General features: G+C 37.1%; 19 protein-coding genes and 2 pseudogenes. 17 read left to right on the top strand and 4 right to left on the bottom strand.

Annotated features, from left to right (window positions below):
• Nucleotides 1-265: 265 nt before the first annotated feature.
• From lsa(C) to HMPREF1518_RS09190, 3 genes and pseudogenes are all read right to left on the bottom strand, one after another.
• Complete coding sequence (gene lsa(C) / locus HMPREF1518_RS09200; protein WP_033585689.1) at nt 266-1,744, bottom strand: ABC-F type ribosomal protection protein Lsa(C); 1,479 nt, start codon at nt 1,742-1,744, stop codon at nt 266-268.
• A gap of 132 nt (nt 1,745-1,876) precedes the next feature.
• A pseudogene (locus tag HMPREF1518_RS11065) lies at nt 1,877-1,996 on the bottom strand (type IIL restriction-modification enzyme MmeI); the annotation flags it as partial.
• Nucleotides 1,997-2,028: 32 nt separating this feature from the next.
• The gene (locus HMPREF1518_RS09190; protein WP_017771665.1) at nt 2,029-2,322 is read right to left on the bottom strand and encodes a helix-turn-helix transcriptional regulator; all 294 of its coding nucleotides are present in this window, start codon (nt 2,320-2,322) and stop codon (nt 2,029-2,031) included.
• A gap of 518 nt (nt 2,323-2,840) precedes the next feature.
• On the opposite strand from HMPREF1518_RS09190, the gene HMPREF1518_RS09185 reads away from it, so the two are divergent.
• The 17 genes and pseudogenes from HMPREF1518_RS09185 (at nt 2,841) to HMPREF1518_RS09105 (ending at nt 18,389) form a co-directional block, all read left to right on the top strand.
• On the top strand, nt 2,841-3,833 hold the full coding sequence (locus HMPREF1518_RS09185; protein ID WP_017771664.1) for a replication initiation protein: 993 nt from the start codon (nt 2,841-2,843) through the stop codon (nt 3,831-3,833).
• Nucleotides 3,830-4,033 carry a DUF3173 domain-containing protein gene (locus HMPREF1518_RS09180; RefSeq protein WP_017771663.1) on the top strand — a complete coding sequence of 68 codons (204 nt, stop codon included), beginning with the start codon at nt 3,830-3,832 and terminating at the stop codon, nt 4,031-4,033. The genes HMPREF1518_RS09185 and HMPREF1518_RS09180 overlap by 4 nt, the downstream gene beginning before the upstream one ends.
• On the top strand, nt 4,020-5,159 hold the full coding sequence (locus tag HMPREF1518_RS09175; RefSeq protein WP_017771662.1) for a tyrosine-type recombinase/integrase: 1,140 nt from the start codon (nt 4,020-4,022) through the stop codon (nt 5,157-5,159). Before HMPREF1518_RS09180 ends, HMPREF1518_RS09175 begins: the two co-directional genes overlap by 14 nt.
• A 220-nt stretch (nt 5,160-5,379) precedes the next feature.
• Complete coding sequence (mobT, locus tag HMPREF1518_RS09170; protein WP_033585684.1) at nt 5,380-6,585, top strand: MobT family relaxase; 1,206 nt, start codon at nt 5,380-5,382, stop codon at nt 6,583-6,585.
• Between the two features lie 42 nt (nt 6,586-6,627).
• Nucleotides 6,628-6,849 (top strand): hypothetical protein, encoded by a 222-nt coding sequence (locus HMPREF1518_RS09165; RefSeq protein ID WP_001009056.1) that lies wholly within the window; start codon nt 6,628-6,630, stop codon nt 6,847-6,849.
• A 116-nt stretch (nt 6,850-6,965) separates the two neighbouring features.
• Nucleotides 6,966-7,463, top strand: coding sequence for an antirestriction protein ArdA (locus HMPREF1518_RS09160; RefSeq protein WP_000342539.1), 498 nt, complete (start codon nt 6,966-6,968; stop codon nt 7,461-7,463).
• A gap of 88 nt (nt 7,464-7,551) precedes the next feature.
• Entirely contained in the window at nt 7,552-7,944 is a 393-nt protein-coding gene (locus HMPREF1518_RS09155) for a conjugal transfer protein (RefSeq protein ID WP_000723888.1), read from the top strand.
• Nucleotides 7,928-10,375, top strand: coding sequence for an ATP-binding protein (locus HMPREF1518_RS09150; RefSeq protein ID WP_000331151.1), 2,448 nt, complete (start codon nt 7,928-7,930; stop codon nt 10,373-10,375). Before HMPREF1518_RS09155 ends, HMPREF1518_RS09150 begins: the two co-directional genes overlap by 17 nt.
• A gap of 2 nt (nt 10,376-10,377) precedes the next feature.
• Nucleotides 10,378-12,555, top strand: coding sequence for a CD3337/EF1877 family mobilome membrane protein (locus HMPREF1518_RS09145; protein WP_000804748.1), 2,178 nt, complete (start codon nt 10,378-10,380; stop codon nt 12,553-12,555).
• Complete coding sequence (locus tag HMPREF1518_RS09140; protein WP_000769868.1) at nt 12,552-13,553, top strand: bifunctional lytic transglycosylase/C40 family peptidase; 1,002 nt, start codon at nt 12,552-12,554, stop codon at nt 13,551-13,553. The genes HMPREF1518_RS09145 and HMPREF1518_RS09140 overlap by 4 nt, the downstream gene beginning before the upstream one ends.
• Entirely contained in the window at nt 13,550-14,485 is a 936-nt protein-coding gene (locus HMPREF1518_RS09135; protein WP_033585681.1) for a conjugal transfer protein, read from the top strand. Before HMPREF1518_RS09140 ends, HMPREF1518_RS09135 begins: the two co-directional genes overlap by 4 nt.
• Before the next feature lie 313 nt (nt 14,486-14,798).
• Nucleotides 14,799-14,846 (top strand): annotated as a pseudogene (locus HMPREF1518_RS11095) (hypothetical protein); the annotation flags it as partial.
• Between the two features lie 15 nt (nt 14,847-14,861).
• Nucleotides 14,862-16,781, top strand: a complete 1,920-nt coding sequence (gene tet(M), locus HMPREF1518_RS09130; protein WP_000691745.1) for a tetracycline resistance ribosomal protection protein Tet(M) — start codon at nt 14,862-14,864, stop codon at nt 16,779-16,781.
• Between the two features lie 363 nt (nt 16,782-17,144).
• Nucleotides 17,145-17,390, top strand: coding sequence for a hypothetical protein (locus HMPREF1518_RS09120; RefSeq protein WP_001813542.1), 246 nt, complete (start codon nt 17,145-17,147; stop codon nt 17,388-17,390).
• On the top strand, nt 17,387-17,722 hold the full coding sequence (locus HMPREF1518_RS09115; protein WP_000806926.1) for a DinB/UmuC family translesion DNA polymerase: 336 nt from the start codon (nt 17,387-17,389) through the stop codon (nt 17,720-17,722). Before HMPREF1518_RS09120 ends, HMPREF1518_RS09115 begins: the two co-directional genes overlap by 4 nt.
• Nucleotides 17,723-17,734: 12 nt before the next feature.
• Nucleotides 17,735-18,103, top strand: coding sequence for a hypothetical protein (locus HMPREF1518_RS09110; protein ID WP_000567222.1), 369 nt, complete (start codon nt 17,735-17,737; stop codon nt 18,101-18,103).
• The gene (locus tag HMPREF1518_RS09105; RefSeq protein WP_001072467.1) at nt 18,090-18,389 is read left to right on the top strand and encodes a DUF5960 family protein; all 300 of its coding nucleotides are present in this window, start codon (nt 18,090-18,092) and stop codon (nt 18,387-18,389) included. The genes HMPREF1518_RS09110 and HMPREF1518_RS09105 overlap by 14 nt, the downstream gene beginning before the upstream one ends.
• Nucleotides 18,390-18,506: 117 nt before the next feature.
• On the opposite strand, the gene msr(D) is transcribed toward HMPREF1518_RS09105, so the two are convergent.
• Complete coding sequence (gene msr(D) / locus HMPREF1518_RS09100) at nt 18,507-19,970, bottom strand: ABC-F type ribosomal protection protein Msr(D) (RefSeq protein ID WP_000420313.1); 1,464 nt, start codon at nt 19,968-19,970, stop codon at nt 18,507-18,509.
• Nucleotides 19,971-20,057 lie beyond the last annotated feature (87 nt).

Here is a 20,057-nt window from a genome sequence, read left to right as displayed (position 1 = left end):
CCAGCACTTAACCCCCCGTATCTAATTCCGAGAAACTATTTGAAATAAAAAAGAATGCTGATAAATCAACATTCTCTAACTGTATTTTTTTATGAAGATATTAACTTTTGTCTGTTTAGCTACCAAAAGGCTACCAATAAATTTGAATTATTTTTAATATGATTTTTAGTAATATACATTATTACTGAGTTTCAATCTTTTTAACAATAGCATAAGGTTATTGTTAAAAAGGTTTACCTCGACAAACTAAAAGATATTATTTAGTTTATAATCGTATTATTTTATTCGCTATATCTTCTACAAACCTCTTATCGTGTTCCACAAATATGAGTGTAGGATTTGCTTCTTTTATAACTTCCTCAATCTGTATTCTTGATATTACATCTAAATAATTCAGTGGTTCGTCCCAAATAAATATATGAGCTGACTTTGACAAACTTACAGCAATTAAAACTTTCTTTTTTTGTCCATCGCTATAGTTCTTCATATCTATTTCAAATAATTCTCTTGCAAAATCTAATTTTCTAAGAATTGTTTTGCACAATGTTTCATCAACACCTTGCTTATGAATATACTCGTTTAGGCTACCTGTTAAATTGGATGTATCTTGAGGAACATATGATATTTTTAAATTACTTGCTAATTTTACATCACCTGAATACTCGTGATTTAGACCTAATAAAATTTTAATCAAGGTTGATTTTCCGCTACCATTACCCCCATATATAGCCACTATATCACCTTGCTTTATATCAAAACTTATATTACTTAATATCTGCTTTTTTCCATAATATGATGATAAATCGCAAACTGATATTAGAGGATTTTTGTGGTGATGTAACGGATGCAATAATAGACTTTCCTTTGTTTCAATATCTTTTAGTAAATTCTGTTTTTCTTCTATTGCCTTATTTTGTCTATTCTCCAAATTCTTAGATTTTTTCATCATCTTAGCTGACTGATGACCTATATGCCCCTTGTCTGGTTTTACACCTGATACTTTCACGCCGTTTTTAGTATTTTCAACTTTATCAGACCAAATTTGACTTTGTCTTGCAGCTTCTTTTAATCGTTTAATATCTTTTCTTAATTTCTCATTTTGACTAATCTCAAATTGGTCTTTCATCAATTTATTTTCATACCACGATGTAAAATTTCCTGATTGGACATCAATAGAATTCCTGTTAATAGAAATAATATGATTGATACAACCATCTAAAAAATCTCTATCATGTGATATAAGCAAAAAACCTTTTTTATTTTTCAGATATTCACTGACAATTTTTCTTCCGTCCATATCTAAATGGTTTGTTGGTTCATCTATAAGTAAAAAACCATCTTCTCTTGTAAACAAAATAGCTAAAAGGATTTTTGTTTGTTCTCCTTTAGAAAGCGTTTCAAACTTTCTGTAAATAAGACTCTCATCTACCTTTAGCAAATGAAGTTCTCTAAATAATTTCCATTCTTCCTCATCTGATATTAGTTCTCTATATAACTCAATCCCTAATTTTGAAGTATCACTTAAATTGGGTGGGAATTTAATAAAGTCAACACTTTTGCTGATTTTCCCCTTATAAACTTCTTGGTTTAGAAGCAGCTTAAATAGTGTTGATTTCCCAATTCCGTTTCTTCCTATTAGTCCTGTTTTCCAGTTCGTATCAAATGAAAATGATACATTTTCAAATACAGGTTTTACATAGCCATAATATGAGAAAGTAAGGTTTTCAATTTTAATTGTTGACATAAAAACACCCCCTCAAATTCAGATTTGAGTATTTCTTTTTCCAAACTTACAATATATTCTTTCAAGTTGCCTCGCCTCCTCATAAAATATCTATTTTCCTACAACGCTTTAATCTTCTCATTTATCAATTCAATAAACAGATTGGAGCAAATCAAGCCAAAATGACTGACTGTCTTGTCTTTCATTGCCACGGTTTTCCCAGCGTTTAATAAATCCTTTAGCTTGCTTTTTTTGCTCCCGGATATTATTCACTTTGTGCTCTCCAACTACCACATTATTTTGATTTATTTATGTAATAAATCCTTTAAAGTTTTAATAATTTTGTTTTTATCTGCTTCTGTCAATTCATATTCTCTCAATAAACTAACAATTTCTTCTAGTCCGTCATCACGTCCTTTTAAAATCTCAAAAGACGTACCAAAGATTTCAGCTAATTTTTCTACTGTTTCATCTTTCGGATTTCTCCCTCCATTTTCCCACCTAGCATATTGGGCTTGAGCTACACCTAACTTTTCAGCAACTTCTGATTGAGTAAGTCCCACTTTAAGACGGGCTTTTTTTATATTATCTTTCAACATTTTAAAATTCCTTTCGCTTTTCTATTGACCTATAACCAAAATGGTTGTATCATAGTTATATAACCATTTTGGTTATATAACTAAAAGATATACATTGTAGGTAATACCAGTCCGCTTATGAATATGAAAAAACACCCCAGAAAGCTCTGCAAAGCATTCTGAGGCTTTCGTTTAAAACCAATTTGATTATACCAAAATTGTAATAAAAAGTCCATAAGAAGCGAAATATGGCTAGTCTAAGGATATTATGGCTTCTATACAGTAAATGTCAGAGAAATTGGCAATACTTACTTCTACCATTCGCCTAGTTTGGAGATTGTGAGACAAGAGCAAGGGCGCAAGCCGAAGGCAATGCGCCCGAAGCACGCAGTTCTCTCAATCTCTAAGAAAAAGCTGGCGTTTCTAACAGCCAGCAAACAGATACACTTAAGGCAACGTCCTAAGTAACGTGTCGTCAGCAAAACTCAATAGTAACATTGACCTACGCATTTAGCAATTATAGAAAGGAGGCGTTACAGATGAAAAATAACCTTCAAGCACTACGAGAATATCAAAGTCGAGTAGATTTATCAGAACTAGAAAAATCTATTTATATCAGTATTGACCGACTAACAGTAATCCTTGATAGAGAAAACTGTTCACTAAGACGTATATTTTGGGAATTAAGAAATTCTATCGATTCTATTATTCAAGAATTTAGCATTCAAGCAAATCTAAGAGAAGATTATTTTACACTTTATAAAATGATAAATGAGGATAGTATTAATCTAATTTTCTTCCAATTATCAACCTATGGTGGTTATCAAGTCATACGTTTAGACTTTAACCCAAACTCGCTTAAAGAATTTGGAGGTCTTCAAGTATGGAGACAGATTATGAATTATGCTCGATTAAATGGATTAGATGTTAGACTATCACGTTTAGACCTTGCTTTTGATATCTTTAACAGACCAGAAATAGTCTTTTTACAACATATCAAAGGTGGAGTTAGTCATAAAATATTCTATGGTAGAGGAGGAAACATAGAAAGTAAATACTGGGGTGCTAGTGGTAGTAATGTTCAAGTACGTTTATACGATAAGAACATAGAGGTATTAAGTCATAAAAGAGCCGATAAATTGAATATCGAGAGTAAACCTTTTTGGTGGCGGTTGGAGTTTCAACTTAGAACAAAGGCTATAAACGCAGAAACCATTTCAGAGATTTCTAAACGATTAGAGAATTTTAGTTTTTTTAGTCTTTCAAGTGTTCCAGATGATAGCAAGGCATTTGCTTATATCTTTCTCCATGCACCAGCTCTTTTACCCGAATTATTTCCCTATCTAAAACCTAACACTATAAGAGTCAAAAAAACTAGGCTTAGAAAACACCTAAAAGCATTTGATAGTAACTCATTTTCTTTAGAGCTTCAAGATGCACTTAAAAAACAAACACCACGATTAAACAATGAATTAAAACAATTAATAGGCGAATTCATTGAACTTACTAGTAAAGGAGAAGATATTTTATGAACGATAAACTCACTATGACAGTACAAGATATTATGGACTTAGGGTTCTCAAAATGGACTGCTTATAATATTTTACGACAAGCAAAACACATTATGGTTGAACGTGGTTTCGATTTCTATAACAATAAAGGGCTCGGAACCGTTCCCGTATCAGTTGTATCAGAAATTCTTGGATTGGAGGAACTACATGTCAAAAACTAGATATACTGGTGTTACTAGAGACGATAAAACTGGGAAATATACTTATTATTTTAAAGCTGGAGTTGACCTAGCTACTGGTAAACCATATCAAGAACGCAGACGTGGTTTTGAAACCGCAAAAGAAGCCTTTGAGGCACGAACAAGGGCTTTAAATAAAGTGCATCAAAAAGGTGGAATTAAGCACACTCAGTGGACGTTTAAACAATTTATGGACGAAGTATTTATACCAAACTATTATGCTACTACAAGTCCAGACCTCGAACGAAGACGTCAAATTATATTTGATGAATTTATTCAATATTTTGGTAAGAAAAAACCTAGAGAAATTACAACTTATGATGTAATAAATTATAGAAATAGTTTATTAGAAAAATATTCAAATTCATACGCAAGAAACAAAATGGCATTACTTAATCAAGTTTTGAAAACCGCAAAAAAGTATGGGTTAATTTTCCATGAAATACCTACAAGTAATATCAGTCCTATTCCAATAACAAAAAAACATATCGACTTTTGGACAAAAGATGAATTTCAAAAAGTAATACAATCCCTTGATAAAGAGAGTTATTTTGAGCATTTTATTTATACACTCCTTTGGCTTTATTATTTTACGGGAATGCGTGTAAATGAGGCGACTGCTCTTTATTGGGAAGATGTGGACTTTGAAAAGAAAACACTAGCAATCAATCACAACTTACAGTATATAAATCGTGAAAACTGGGAGCGCCGTAACAAGCTAAAAACTGAAAGCTCTCGGCGTACTATTGGACTCGATGATAATACTTTAAAGGTTCTTAAGGAGTGGAAAGAAAGACAAGAAAAAGTCGATAAAATACCATTCATTCTGTCGCCCGACGGAGTTCCATATCGTAAACGTAGTATTAGAGACCAAATTTTAAAATACTCTAAACGTGCTGGTGTTAAATACATTCAACCAAAAGGTTTGAGACACTCCCACGCATCTTTGCTTATTAATGAATATAATGTAAATGCCCTATATATCCAAAGACGATTAGGCCATTCTGATGTCAAAACAACACTTAGCATTTATAGTCATTTATACCCCAACGCAGATACCGAACTAACTGATAAACTCAATCTCATATCAAATGATTTTATTGATTAAGTCTACTTAGCTACCAAAAGAGCTACCAAAAAATAGAAAAGTATCTAAAAAGCCTTATTTTAAAGGGCTTTTTTTGAATTTTTCCCACTATTTCTAACAGGGGGGTACAAATCGACAGGAAACAGTCAAAAAAACATTAGAAAATCCTTTGGTTACAAGGGATTTACAAAATTTCAGCGTATGTCAAATGGGCTTTAAAAGTTGACATACGCCTTTTTGATTGGAGGGATTTTTACTGAATGAACAAACTTGGTTACAGCATTTAAAAGAAAAACGCTTGGCTTATGGACTATCTCAAAACCGTTTAGCTGTTGCGACTGGTATTACAAGGCAGTATCTAAGCGATATTGAAACAGGAAAAGTCAAGCCACCAGAGGATTTACAGCAGTCCCTTTGGGAAGCTCTGGAACGCTTCAATCCCGACGCTCCCCTTGAAATGCTGTTTGATTATGTAAGGATTCGCTTTCCGACAACAGACGTACAGCAGGTGGTCGAAAACATCTTACAACTGAAACTGTCCTATTTTCTTCATGAGGACTATGGTTTCTATTCTTATTCAGAGCATTATGCTTTAGGCGACATATTCGTCCTTTGCTCCCATGAACTGGACAAAGGAGTTCTGGTGGAATTGAAAGGTCGTGGGTGCAGACAATTTGAAAGCTATCTTCTGGCACAACAAAGAAGCTGGTATGAGTTCTTTATGGACGTTTTGGTGGCTGGCGGTGTGATGAAACGCCTTGACATTGCCATTAACGATAAGACAGGGATTTTGAATATCCCTGTACTCACTGAAAAGTGCCAACAGGAAGAATGTATCTCCGTCTTCCGCAGTTTTAAAAGCTATCGCAGTGGCGAACTGGTACGCAAAGAGGAAAAGGAATGTATGGGAAACACCCTCTATATCGGTTCATTACAAAGTGAAGTTTATTTCTGTATCTATGAAAAGGACTACGAGCAGTACAAGAAAAATGATATTCCCATTGAAGACGCAGAAGTAAAAAACCGTTTTGAGATTCGATTGAAAAATGAGCGTGCCTATTATGCAGTCCGTGATTTACTCGTCTATGACAATCCAGAGCATACCGCCTTTAAAATTATCAATCGGTATATCCGTTTTGTAGATAAAGACGATTCCAAACCTCGTTCTGATTGGAAACTGAATGAAGAATGGGCTTGGTTTATTGGGAACAATCGTGAACGATTAAAACTAACCACAAAACCAGAGCCTTACTCCTTCCAAAGGACGCTGAACTGGCTATCTCATCAAGTTGCCCCGACCTTAAAGGTTGCGATTAAACTTGATGAAATCAACCAGACGCAGGTTGTAAAAGACATTCTCGACCATGCGAAACTGACAGACCGACACAAGCAGATTTTGAAGCAACAGTCAGTAAAAGAACAGGACGTGATAACAACAAAAAAATAACTCAAATACAAATTCATTGAATATAGAGAGGAGAACATTTTTATGAATTTTGGACAAAACCTTTATAACTGGTTTCTATCAAACGCTCAATCACTGGTGCTTTTAGCAATCGTTGTGATTGGCTTGTATCTTGGCTTCAAGCGTGAGTTTAGCAAACTGATTGGCTTTTTAATTATTGCGATTATTGCGGTTGGCTTAGTCTTCAACGCTGCTGGAGTAAAAGACATTTTACTAGAGCTATTCAATCGCATTATTGGTGCTTAAATAAAACCGTTCTTTTGTGGAATATAAGTGGTTTTCTTATGTTCCGCAAAGGAATGGTACACCAAACGAAGTGCGGTAGGGATTTTTGAATCTCTACAAAGAAAGGACGTGAATATATGGACGATATGCAAGTCTATATTGCGAATTTAGGCAAATACAATGAGGGCGAATTGGTCGGTGCGTGGTTTACCTTTCCCATTGACTTTGAGGAAGTCAAAGAGAAAATCGGCTTGAATGATGAATATGAGGAATACGCCATTCATGACTACGAGTTACCCTTTACGGTTGACGAATACACTTCCATTGGCGAACTCAATCGACTATGGGAAATGGTATCGGAATTACCCGAAGAATTACAATCGGAGCTATCTGCTCTGCTCACTCATTTTTCAAGCATTGAAGAACTAAGCGAACATCAAGAGGATATTATCATTCATTCCGATTGTGATGATATGTATGACGTGGCACGCTACTACATTGAAGAAACGGGTGCTTTAGGCGAAGTACCAGCTAGTCTTCAAAACTATATTGATTATCAAGCCTATGGTCGGGATTTAGACCTTTCAGGAACGTTTATCTCAACCAATCATGGGATTTTTGAAATCGTCTATTAAATCTGTCGGTACATTACTACTGGCAGATTTTCTATTTTACGGGGTGGCTCAATCAGCTACCCCTATTTTTTATGAAAGGATTGATTACATGAAGAAAATACGAAGCTATACCAGTATCTGGTCTGTGGAAAAGGTACTGTATTCTATCAATGATTTTAGACTTCCGTTTCCCATAACCTTTACGCAAATGACATGGTTTGTCGTGTCACTCTTTGCAGTGATGATACTTGGCAACTTGCCCCCTCTTTCCATGATAGAGGGAGCATTTCTCAAATACTTTGGGATTCCTGTGGCTTTCACATGGTTTATGTCTACAAAAACTTTTGATGGTAAAAAGCCTTATGGATTTTTGAAGTCTGTCATTGCTTATGCACTGCGACCAAAGCTGACCTATGCAGGAAAAAAAGTAACGCTTGGCAGAAACCAGCCACAAGAAGCCATTACAGCAGTTAGGAGTGAATTTTATGGCATATCCAATTAAATACATTGAAAACAATCTCGTCTGGAATAAAGACGGGGAATGTTATGCTTACTATGAGCTTGTTCCTTACAATTACTCATTTCTAAGTCCAGAACAGAAAATACAAGTGCATGATTCTTTCAGACAGCTTATCGCACAAAATCGTGATGGCAAAATTCATGCTTTACAAATCAGTACAGAATCCAGCATACGTTCTGCACAAGAGCGTTCCAAAAATGAAGTCACTGGCAAGCTCAAAGCGGTTGCCTATGACAAAATCGACCAACAGACAGACGCTTTAATATCCATGATTGGCGAAAATCAAGTGAACTACCGTTTCTTTATCGGCTTTAAGTTGCTTCTCAACGATCAGGAGTTTTCTATGAAAAGTCTTACCGTTGAAGCAAAAAATGCTTTGTCTGATTTTGTCTATGATGTGAACCATAAGCTGATGGACGATTTTGTTAGTATGAGTAATGATGAAATCCTGCGTTTTCAGAAGATGGAAAAGCTCTTAGAAAATAAAATCTCTCGTCGTTTCAAAATCCGCAGGTTAGATAAGGACGACTTCGGCTATCTGATTGAACACCTTTACGGACAGACAGGCACTGCCTATGAAGAGTATGAGTACCATCTATCAAAGAAAAAGCTGGATAATGAAACGCTGATTAAATACTATGACTTGATTAAGCCTACTCGCTGTTTGGTGGAAGAAAAACAGCGATATTTGAAAATCCAGCAGGAAGATGAAACCGTCTATGTAGCTTACTTTACCATTAACAGCATTGTCGGAGAACTGGACTTCCCGTCCTCTGAAATCTTCTACTACCAGCAACAGCAATTTACATTCCCGATTGATACGTCAATGAATGTGGAAATTGTAGCGAATCGTAAAGCCCTATCTACTGTCCGCAATAAAAAGAAAGAACTGAAAGACTTGGATAACCACGCTTGGCAAAGTGATAATGAAACCAGCTCCAATGTGGCGGAAGCTCTGGAAAGTGTGAATGAGCTGGAAACCAATTTAGACCAAAGCAAGGAATCTATGTACAAGCTGTCTTATGTGGTAAGGGTATCAGCAAATGATCTTGACGAACTCAAACGTCGTTGTAATGAAGTGAAAGATTTTTATGACGATTTAAGCGTAAAACTGGTACGACCATTTGGGGATATGCTCGGCTTACATGAAGAATTTTTACCTGCCAGCAAGCGTTATATGAATGATTATATTCAATACGTGACCTCTGATTTCCTCGCTGGTTTAGGTTTTGGTGCTACTCAAATGCTGGGGGAAAATGAGGGGATTTATGTTGGCTACAGCTTAGATACTGGACGCAATGTCTATCTGAAACCTGCTCTTGCCAGTCAAGGGGTTAAGGGTTCAGTAACCAATGCGTTAGCGTCGGCTTTTGTTGGTTCGCTGGGTGGTGGTAAATCCTTTGCGAATAACCTTATCGTCTATTATGCGGTGCTTTATGGGGCACAAGCAGTGATTGTAGACCCAAAAGCAGAACGTGGCAGATGGAAAGAAACCTTGCCAGAGATTTCCCATGAAATCAATATCGTCACTCTGACTTCTGATGAGAAAAACAAAGGCTTACTTGACCCTTATGTGATTATGAAAAATCCCAAAGATTCTGAATCACTGGCTATTGATATTCTGACATTCCTTACGGGGATTTCCTCTCGTGATGGGGAACGCTTCCCAATCCTTAGAAAAGCCATTCGTGCAGTAACCAATAGTGAAGTACGAGGGTTGATGAAAGTGATTGAGGAATTACGGGTTGAGAATACGCCACTAAGTACCAGTATAGCCGACCATATCGAAAGTTTTACAGACTATGACTTTGCACATTTATTATTCAGTAATGGTTATGTGGAGCAGTCTATCAGCTTAGAAAAACAACTGAACATTATACAGGTTGCGGACTTGGTACTTCCCGACAAGGAAACTTCCTTTGAGGAATATACCACTATGGAGCTTTTATCCGTTGCTATGCTGATTGTCATTAGTACCTTTGCTTTAGACTTTATCCATACAGACCGAAGCATTTTCAAGATTGTAGATTTAGACGAAGCATGGAGCTTTTTACAGGTAGCACAAGGAAAAACACTATCTATGAAGCTGGTTCGGGCTGGTCGTGCTATGAACGCTGGGGTATATTTCGTGACCCAAAATACAGACGACCTCTTAGATGAAAAACTGAAAAATAACCTCGGCTTAAAATTTGCATTTCGTTCCACTGACCTTAACGAGATTAAAAAGACCTTAGCCTTTTTTGGTGTAGACCCAGAGGACGAAAACAATCAGAAGCGATTGCGTGATTTGGAAAACGGGCAATGCCTTATCAGTGATTTATATGGTCGTGTCGGTGTGATACAGTTCCACCCTGTATTTGAAGAACTGCTCCATGCCTTTGATACCAGACCACCTGTGCGAAAAGAGGTGTAAATGTGAAACCATCAATAGTAAACAGAATAAAATCAAACTGGACGCTGAAACGTCTAGGTAAAGTGGCAATGACAGTGGCTTTCACACTTGTGATTGCCATTTTTCTTTTAGCCATGCTGGGAACGGTGGTTCAAGCTGCGGGCTTGGTAGATGATACGGTCAATGTGGCAAATGAATACAGCCGATACCCACTTGAAAACTATCAACTGGATTTTTATGTGGATAATAGCTGGGGCTGGCTTCCGTGGAACTGGTCGGACGGGATTGGAAAACAGGTCATGTATGGACTATATGCCATTACCAATTTTATTTGGACAATCAGTTTGTATGTTTCCAATGCGACAGGTTACTTAGTACAGGAAGCCTATTCCTTAGACTTCATTTCCGCTACAGCAGATTCCATTGGTAAGAATATGCAGACCTTAGCTGGTGTGAGTGCAAACGGATTTTCAACAGAGGGTTTCTATGTTGGATTCCTCTTACTCTTGATTTTGGTTCTTGGGGTTTATGTTGCCTATACGGGACTGATAAAGAGAGAAACCACAAAGGCAATTCATGCCATTATGAATTTTGTGCTGGTGTTTATCCTATCGGCTTCCTTTATTGCCTACGCTCCCGACTACATTAAAAAAATCAATGACTTTTCATCAGACATCAGTAATGCCAGTTTATCACTTGGCACGAAGATTGTCATGCCCCATTCCGATAGTCAAGGCAAGGACAGCGTGGACTTAATCAGAGATAGCCTGTTTTCCATACAGGTTCAGCAACCGTGGCTACTGCTTCAATACAACAGTTCAGACATTGAAAGTATCGGTATTGACCGTGTGGAAAGCCTGCTCTCCACCAGCCCAGATTCCAACAATGGCGAAGACAGAGAAAAAATTGTTGCGGAAGAAATTGAAGACAGAAGCAATACCAATCTAACCATTACAAAGACCATTAACCGTTTAGGTACAGTCTTCTTCCTATTTGTCTTCAATATTGGGATTTCCATATTTGTATTCCTATTAACAGGAATCATGATTTTCTCGCAGGTACTTTTTATCATCTATGCTATGTTTCTGCCTGTGAGCTTTATTTTAAGCATGATTCCATCATTTGATGGTATGTCAAAACGAGCCATAACAAAGCTCTTTAATACCATTTTGACACGAGCTGGAATCACATTGATTATTACGACAGCATTTAGTATTTCAACCATGCTCTATACCTTATCGGCTGGTTATCCGTTCTTTTTGATTGCTTTTCTACAGATTGTGACCTTTGCAGGAATCTACTTCAAGCTGGGCGATTTAATGAGTATGTTTTCTCTACAGAGTAACGATTCTCAAAGTGTGGGAAGTCGTGTGATGAGAAAACCTCGTATGCTTATGCACGCTCACATGCACCGTCTACAGCGGAAACTTGGACGTTCCATGACTACTCTAGGGGCTGGGTCTGCCATTGTTACAGGTAAAAAAGGACAGTCGGGTTCGGGGAGTTCTGCAAGGACACAAGCAGATCACTCCCGACCAGACGGAAAGGAAAAATCAACACTTGGAAAACGTATCGGTCAAACCATCGGTACAGTAGCTGATACCAAAGACAGAATGGTAGACACTGCTAGTGGTTTGAAAGAACAGGTTAAAGATTTGCCGACCAATGCAAGATATGCAGTATATCAAGGAAAATCCAAAGTAAAAGAGAATGTCCGTGATTTAACCAGTAGTATTTCTCAAACCAAAGCGGACAGAGCCAGTGGACGCAAGGAACAGCAGGAACAAAGGCGAAAAACCATTGCGAAGCGTCGCTCTGAAATGGAACAGGTCAAACAGAAAAAACAGCCTGCTTCTTCTGTTCATGAAAGACCGACTACAAGACAAGAACAATATCATGATGAACAGACCTCAAAACAGTCTAATATTCAGACTTCATATAAGGAATCTCAACAAGCCAAACAAGAGCGTCCAGCAGTTAAGTCCGATTTTTCAAGTCCAAAAGTGGAACGCCAAGGCAATACCGTTCAAGAAAAAACCGTTCAAAAGCCAGCAACTTCAACCACTACAGCAGATAGAACTTCACAACGTCCAATCACAAAAGAACGTCCGTCTACTGTTCAAAGAGTACCACTACAAAATACAAGAAGTAGACCACCAATCAAAACCGCCACCATTAAGAAAGTCGGTAAGAAACCATGAAGTTGAAAACTTTAGTGATTGGTGGTTCTGGATTATTCTTGATGGTCTTCTCACTGCTTCTGTTTGTTGCCATTTTATTTTCAGATGAACAGGACAGCGGAATTTCCAATATTCATTATGGAGGTGTGAATGTTTCCGCAGAAGTGCTGGCTCATAAGCCTATGGTAGAAAAATATGCCAAAGAATATGGCGTTGAAGAATATGTCAACATACTTCTTGCGATTATACAGGTGGAATCGGGCGGTACTGCGGAAGATGTTATGCAGTCCTCGGAATCCCTCGGTCTTCCACCTAATTCATTGAGTACAGAAGAATCCATTAAGCAAGGTGTGAAGTATTTCAGTGAATTATTAGCCAGTAGCGAAAGGCTCAGTGTAGATTTAGAATCGGTTATCCAGTCCTACAATTATGGTGGTGGTTTCTTAGGGTATGTGGCTAATCGTGGAAATAAATATACCTTTGAACTGGCTCAAAGTTTCTCAAAAGAGTATTCAGGTGGCGAAAAAGTGTCTTACCCCAATCCCATAGCCATACCTATCAATGGGGGCTGGCGATACAACTATGGCAATATGTTTTATGTGCAACTGGTAACGCAATATCTTGTCACAACAGAGTTTGATGATGATACGGTACAAGCCATCATGGACGAAGCACTGAAATATGAGGGCTGGCGATACGTTTACGGTGGAGCTTCCCCGACTACTTCTTTTGATTGTAGCGGACTGACACAATGGACGTATGGAAAAGCTGGAATTAACTTACCACGAACCGCACAACAGCAATATGATGTGACCCAGCATATCCCACTATCGGAAGCACAAGCTGGCGATTTGGTTTTCTTTCATTCTACCTATAACGCTGGCTCTTATATTACTCATGTTGGGATATACCTTGGCAATAACCGTATGTTTCATGCAGGCGACCCAATCGGTTATGCCGACTTAACAAGCCCCTACTGGCAACAGCATTTAGTGGGAGCAGGACGAATCAAACAATGAGAAAGGAAGATTTAATGATGAAATTTAGAAAAAATCAGAATAAAGAAAAACAGATACCAAAGGAAAAGAAACCTCGTGTCTACTATAAGGTCAATCCTCATAAAAAGGTTGTGATTGCCTTGTGGGTACTTTTAGTGCTTAGTTTCAGCTTTGCGATATTCAAGCACTTTACAGCTATAGATACTCATACTATTCACGAAACAACTATCATAGAAAAGGAATACGTTGATACTCATCATGTAGAAAATTTTGTAGAGAACTTTGCGAAAGTCTACTATTCATGGGAGCAATCCGATAAGTCCATTGATAATCGAATGGAAAGTCTAAAAGGCTATCTGACAGATGAACTTCAAGCTCTCAATGTTGATACAGTACGCAAAGATATTCCTGTATCGTCTTCTGTAAGAGGATTTCAGATATGGACGGTAGAGCCAACTGGCGACAATGAGTTTAATGTAACCTACAGTGTAGACCAGCTCATTACAGAGGGAGAAAATACAAAGACCGTCCACTCTGCTTATATAGTGAGTGTCTATGTAGATGGTTCTGGAAATATGGTACTGGTTAAGAATCCGACCATTACCAACATACCTAAGAAATCAAGTTATAAACCAAAAGCCATTGAAAGTGAGGGGACGGTTGATTCCATTACAACCAATGAAATCAATGAGTTTTTAACGACGTTCTTCAAGCTCTATCCTACAGCGACAGCCAGTGAACTTTCCTACTATGTGAATGACGGGATATTAAAACCAATCGGAAAAGAGTACATCTTTCAAGAACTGGTAAATCCTATTCACAATCGTAAGGATAATCAAGTCACGGTATCGCTGACAGTGGAGTATATCGACCAGCAGACCAAAGCAACGCAGGTATCTCAATTTGATTTGGTACTTGAAAAGAACGGGAGTAATTGGAAGATTATAGAATAACAAATATTGGTACATTATTACAGCTATTTTGTAATCACGTACTCTCTTTGATAAAAAATTGGAGATTCCTTTACAAATATGCTCTTACGTGCTATAATTTAAGTATCTATTTAAAAGGAGTTAATAAATATGCGGCAAGGTATTCTTAAATAAACTGTCAATTTGATAGTGGGAACAAATAATTGGATGTCCTTTTTTAGGAGGGCTTAGTTTTTTGTACCCAGTTTAAGAATACCTTTATCATGTGATTCTAAAGTATCCAGAGAATATCTGTATGCTTTGTATACCTATGGTTATGCATAAAAATCCCAGTGATAAAAGTATTTATCACTGGGATTTTTATGCCCTTTTGGGTTTTTGAATGGAGGAAAATCACATGAAAATTATTAATATTGGAGTTTTAGCTCATGTTGATGCAGGAAAAACTACCTTAACAGAAAGCTTATTATATAACAGTGGAGCGATTACAGAATTAGGAAGCGTGGACAAAGGTACAACGAGGACGGATAATACGCTTTTAGAACGTCAGAGAGGAATTACAATTCAGACAGGAATAACCTCTTTTCAGTGGGAAAATACGAAGGTGAACATCATAGACACGCCAGGACATATGGATTTCTTAGCAGAAGTATATCGTTCATTATCAGTTTTAGATGGGGCAATTCTACTGATTTCTGCAAAAGATGGCGTACAAGCACAAACTCGTATATTATTTCATGCACTTAGGAAAATGGGGATTCCCACAATCTTTTTTATCAATAAGATTGACCAAAATGGAATTGATTTATCAACGGTTTATCAGGATATTAAAGAGAAACTTTCTGCCGAAATTGTAATCAAACAGAAGGTAGAACTGTATCCTAATATGTGTGTGACGAACTTTACCGAATCTGAACAATGGGATACGGTAATAGAGGGAAACGATGACCTTTTAGAGAAATATATGTCCGGTAAATCATTAGAAGCATTGGAACTCGAACAAGAGGAAAGCATAAGATTTCAGAATTGTTCTCTGTTCCCTGTTTATCACGGAAGTGCAAAAAACAATATAGGGATTGATAACCTTATAGAAGTGATTACGAATAAATTTTATTCATCAACACATCGAGGTCAGTCTGAACTTTGCGGAAAAGTTTTCAAAATTGAGTATTCGGAAAAAAGACAGCGTCTTGCATATATACGTCTTTATAGTGGCGTACTGCATTTGCGAGATTCGGTTAGAATATCGGAAAAGGAAAAAATAAAAATTACAGAAATGTATACTTCAATAAATGGTGAATTATGTAAAATCGATAAGGCTTATTCCGGGGAAATTGTTATTTTGCAGAATGAGTTTTTGAAGTTAAATAGTGTTCTTGGAGATACAAAGCTATTGCCACAGAGAGAGAGAATTGAAAATCCCCTCCCTCTGCTGCAAACGACTGTTGAACCGAGCAAACCTCAACAAAGGGAAATGTTACTTGATGCACTTTTAGAAATCTCCGACAGTGACCCGCTTCTGCGATATTATGTGGATTCTGCGACACATGAAATCATACTTTCTTTCTTAGGGAAAGTACAAATGGAAGTGACTTGTGCTCTGCTGCAAGAAAAGTATCATGTGGAGATAGAAATAAAAGAGCCTACAGTCATTTATATGGAAAGACCGTTAAAAAAAGCAGAGTATACCATTCACATCGAAGTTCCACCGAATCCTTTCTGGGCTTCCATTGGTTTATCTGTATCACCGCTTCCGTTGGGAAGTGGAATGCAGTATGAGAGCTCGGTTTCTCTTGGATACTTAAATCAATCATTTCAAAATGCAGTTATGGAAGGGATACGCTATGGCTGTGAACAAGGATTGTATGGTTGGAATGTGACGGACTGTAAAATCTGTTTTAAGTATGGCTTATACTATAGCCCTGTTAGTACCCCAGCAGATTTTCGGATGCTTGCTCCTATTGTATTGGAACAAGTCTTAAAAAAAGCTGGAACAGAATTGTTAGAGCCATATCTTAGTTTTAAAATTTATGCGCCACAGGAATATCTTTCACGAGCATACACCGATGCTCCTAAATATTGTGCGAACATCGTAGACACTCAATTGAAAAATAATGAGGTCATTCTTAGTGGAGAAATCCCTGCTCGGTGTATTCAAGAATATCGTAGTGATTTAACTTTCTTTACAAATGGACGTAGTGTTTGTTTAACAGAGTTAAAAGGGTACCATGTTACTACCGGTGAACCTGTTTGCCAGCCCCGTCGTCCAAATAGTCGGATAGATAAAGTACGATATATGTTCAATAAAATAACTTAGTGTATTTTATGTTGTTATATAAATATGGTTTCTTGTTAAATAAGATGAAATATTTTTTAATAAAGATTTGAATTAAAGTGTAAAGGAGGAGATAGTTATTATAAACTACAAGTGGATATTGTGTGCTGAGAGCTTTCTTCTATACTAATAGACGAAAGGGTGTGAAAATGATTTTTAAATGATACTGTGGAACGGAACAGTAGCCCTAGTATTGACTACTGTCGTTTCTATTCATATTGGCTATTCTAGGACTGAGATGAAAAAATCTATAAATGCTCAGAATAAAATTGAACCCGCAAATCTCCCCAAAACAATGGTGAGTCATGTACTTGTATTATTCCGAAAAAATACACCTCTGGTGCAGTGAGACAAATTGGTGTATCTTATAGTGGCTTCGTAGATGAAAGCTATACTCTACTATCACTCTTTGATGATGTAGAACAAATTGAAAAAGATAATAGACTTCAGACAGCTATTGATGTTGTCAGAGAACAGTTTGGTTTTTTAGCCATACAAAAAGGAACCGTCCTAACTGAAGGTTCCAGAAATATTGAACGCAGTAAACTTATCGGTGGTCATTCCGCGGGTGGATTGGAGGGATTAAAATGAAACAAGAAAAAAATACAGTACAATTTTCAGAAATCCGTAGCAAAGGATGTAATGATATTGAAATGCTTGAAAGATTTTTACATGGAATCGTTGAAACAGCAACTTCAAAACTTCGTCAGAGAAAACTCAAAACAACTGAAATATCGATACGACTAGTACATGCTAAATCTGAAAACCGATTACCATTGGAATTTACATTTAGCATTAAGCCAACAAGCTCATCTGTGATAATCTATACTGAGGTAATCAATCGCTTTAAAGAATGTTACACAGGTGGGGGAATTCAAGGTTTTACGATTCAATTTGATAAAAATACCCTTGCCTCTGCATAGAAAGGATTTGATATGATTGACCGTTCATATTTACCATTTCAATCAGCAAGAGAGTACCAGGATACAAAGATGCAAAAATGGATGGGCTTTTTCCTATCTGAACATGCATCAGCACTCTCTGATGATACAAACAAAGTAACGTACATGTCTGACTTATCACTAGAGAAGAAATTATTACTCCTCAGTCAAGTATACGCCGGGCAGCTACGCACACGCATTCAAGTGATTGAAAAAAACAAGCGTGTTTCCTACACTGGAACAATACCAAGTCTGACCAAAGATTTCATTTTGATAAAAACTACAACAGGTCACATCAATTTGAAATTAAAAGACATTATTAGTATTGAACTTGTCGAGGAGGTGCTCTATGAATCAGCTTGAGTTTCAGCGTAATCACCTACAAATGGACTATTATAGCGAGAGCTACCAAGATTTTGAACGTGACTTCTACCGCTACTCTAACATGAATATTCCATTGACCTTCCTAACTGATGATATCCTAAAAACAATGGCGACTTCACGTAAGAATTACTTTGTCCTCAATAAGGAAAAGTCCAGAGATAACCGCGATCACTTCTTCATATTTGAAGTAAGTACCGTAGATGAGAATCCGCTAATCTATCATTATACATATAAGAAAACTACAATATATTTAGCAGAAAAATAGGAGCAGTTCAATTGACTGTTCCTATTTTTAATATTCATAAAATCTAAAGTCTTTATACTCTTTAACAATGGAGTCGCCAACCAGAACAGACTATACTGACCAGCGACTACCTTAAATTTAATGTTTCAGATTTATTTTCTTATCTCTAATTTCATAAACTACATCTGCTACATTTTCGAGTAATCGTTTATCGTGGGTGATAAACACGATAGTTCCGGTGTACTCCTTCATTAGTATTTCCAAAGCCTCTAAACTTGGTATGTCAAGGAAGTTACTGGGTTCATCCATTATTAGGATGTTATATCTACCCATGAGCATTTTAGCAAGCAACAATTTTATAATTTCTCCACCGCTTAAAACAGATAAACTTTTTCCAATATCGTTCTGTTTGAACCCCATAGATGCTAGCACTGAACGAATTTCTGATATATTGTAGTCACAATCCTTCTGCATAAACTCCATAACATTCTGATTACTGTTGTACTTGTAACCATTCTGTGCAAAGTAACCTATTTTTGCCTTAGGCGAAATAGAAATTCCTTCTTCATGGTTTAAGATCATTTGGATTAAAGTTGTTTTTCCGATTCCATTACCACCAGTTAACGCCACTTTTGCTCCTAACGGAATTTGAAAAGATGCATTTTCAAACAGAGCCTTATCCCCAAATACTTTATTAATTTCTGCACCGACTATAGGGTATGGATTATGGAGCTCCAATGCTTTACTTTGCCTGAAACGAATTCTGCGAATGCCTTCCGGAGCTTCTACTTTTCCTAAGGCCGCAATCCTGTGCTCTAGGGTTTTAGCAGCATTATACATCTTTTTTTCCTTACTTCCTATTGATTTTTGATGAGCTAAACGCCCTCCGTCTTCAGTACTTTTTTTCTTTGAAGAACCTTTTGCCTTCTGTTCTATTTTACGAGCCTGTTTTCGCTTTTCCTCCGCAGCCCTTTCCAATCGGGCACGTTCCGCAATAAATTGTTCGTATTCTGCAGCTTGGCTCTTACGTTCTTCCTCTTTCTGACGAAGATAATCAGAATAGTTTCCCCAATACTCAGTGATTTTGCCATCTTTCAGTTCCCATATTTTATCTACTATTTCATCAAGAAAATAGCGGTCATGGCTAATAACTAACAGTGCACCTGTAAAATATTTTAGCTGTCCTATTAGAAAATCAATTCCTTCACGGTCTAAATGGCTCGTAGGTTCATCCGCTAAAATACCATGAACCTGTGCCGATAAGGCCTGTGCTATTTTAAGCCTTGTTTCTTCACCACCGCTCATAGTCTGTATATTTAATTGCTCAACACCTAGCTTGCCTACAAGTGCAAAATCTTTTTCCTCCTGCAGAGTTACTTCGTCCAACTGGGGAATATAGGCAAGTTCACCCAGACGATTCATTTTACATCCTGGGGGAGTTAATTCTCCTAAAAGTACCCTGAGTAAAGTGCTTTTTCCAGCACCATTTGCTCCTACTAAACCAATACGGTCATAATCATATACTTCTAATTCATTTATATCTAAAACATCGCGTCCTTTGAATTCCACACGAATGTCTTTTGCTTTTAATATTAATTCCATAACATTTCCTCCTGTCTATAATCGCATGCTTTCATTTGCTTGTATGCAGGGAAAACCCTGCGATTTTAGCAGGAAGAGTTACATGAA

Origin of the sequence: Streptococcus sp. SR1 (assembly GCF_000526075.1) — a bacterium.
GTDB lineage: Bacteria > Bacillota > Bacilli > Lactobacillales > Streptococcaceae > Streptococcus > Streptococcus halitosis.
This window is presented reverse-complemented; position numbering and strand designations above follow the sequence as displayed.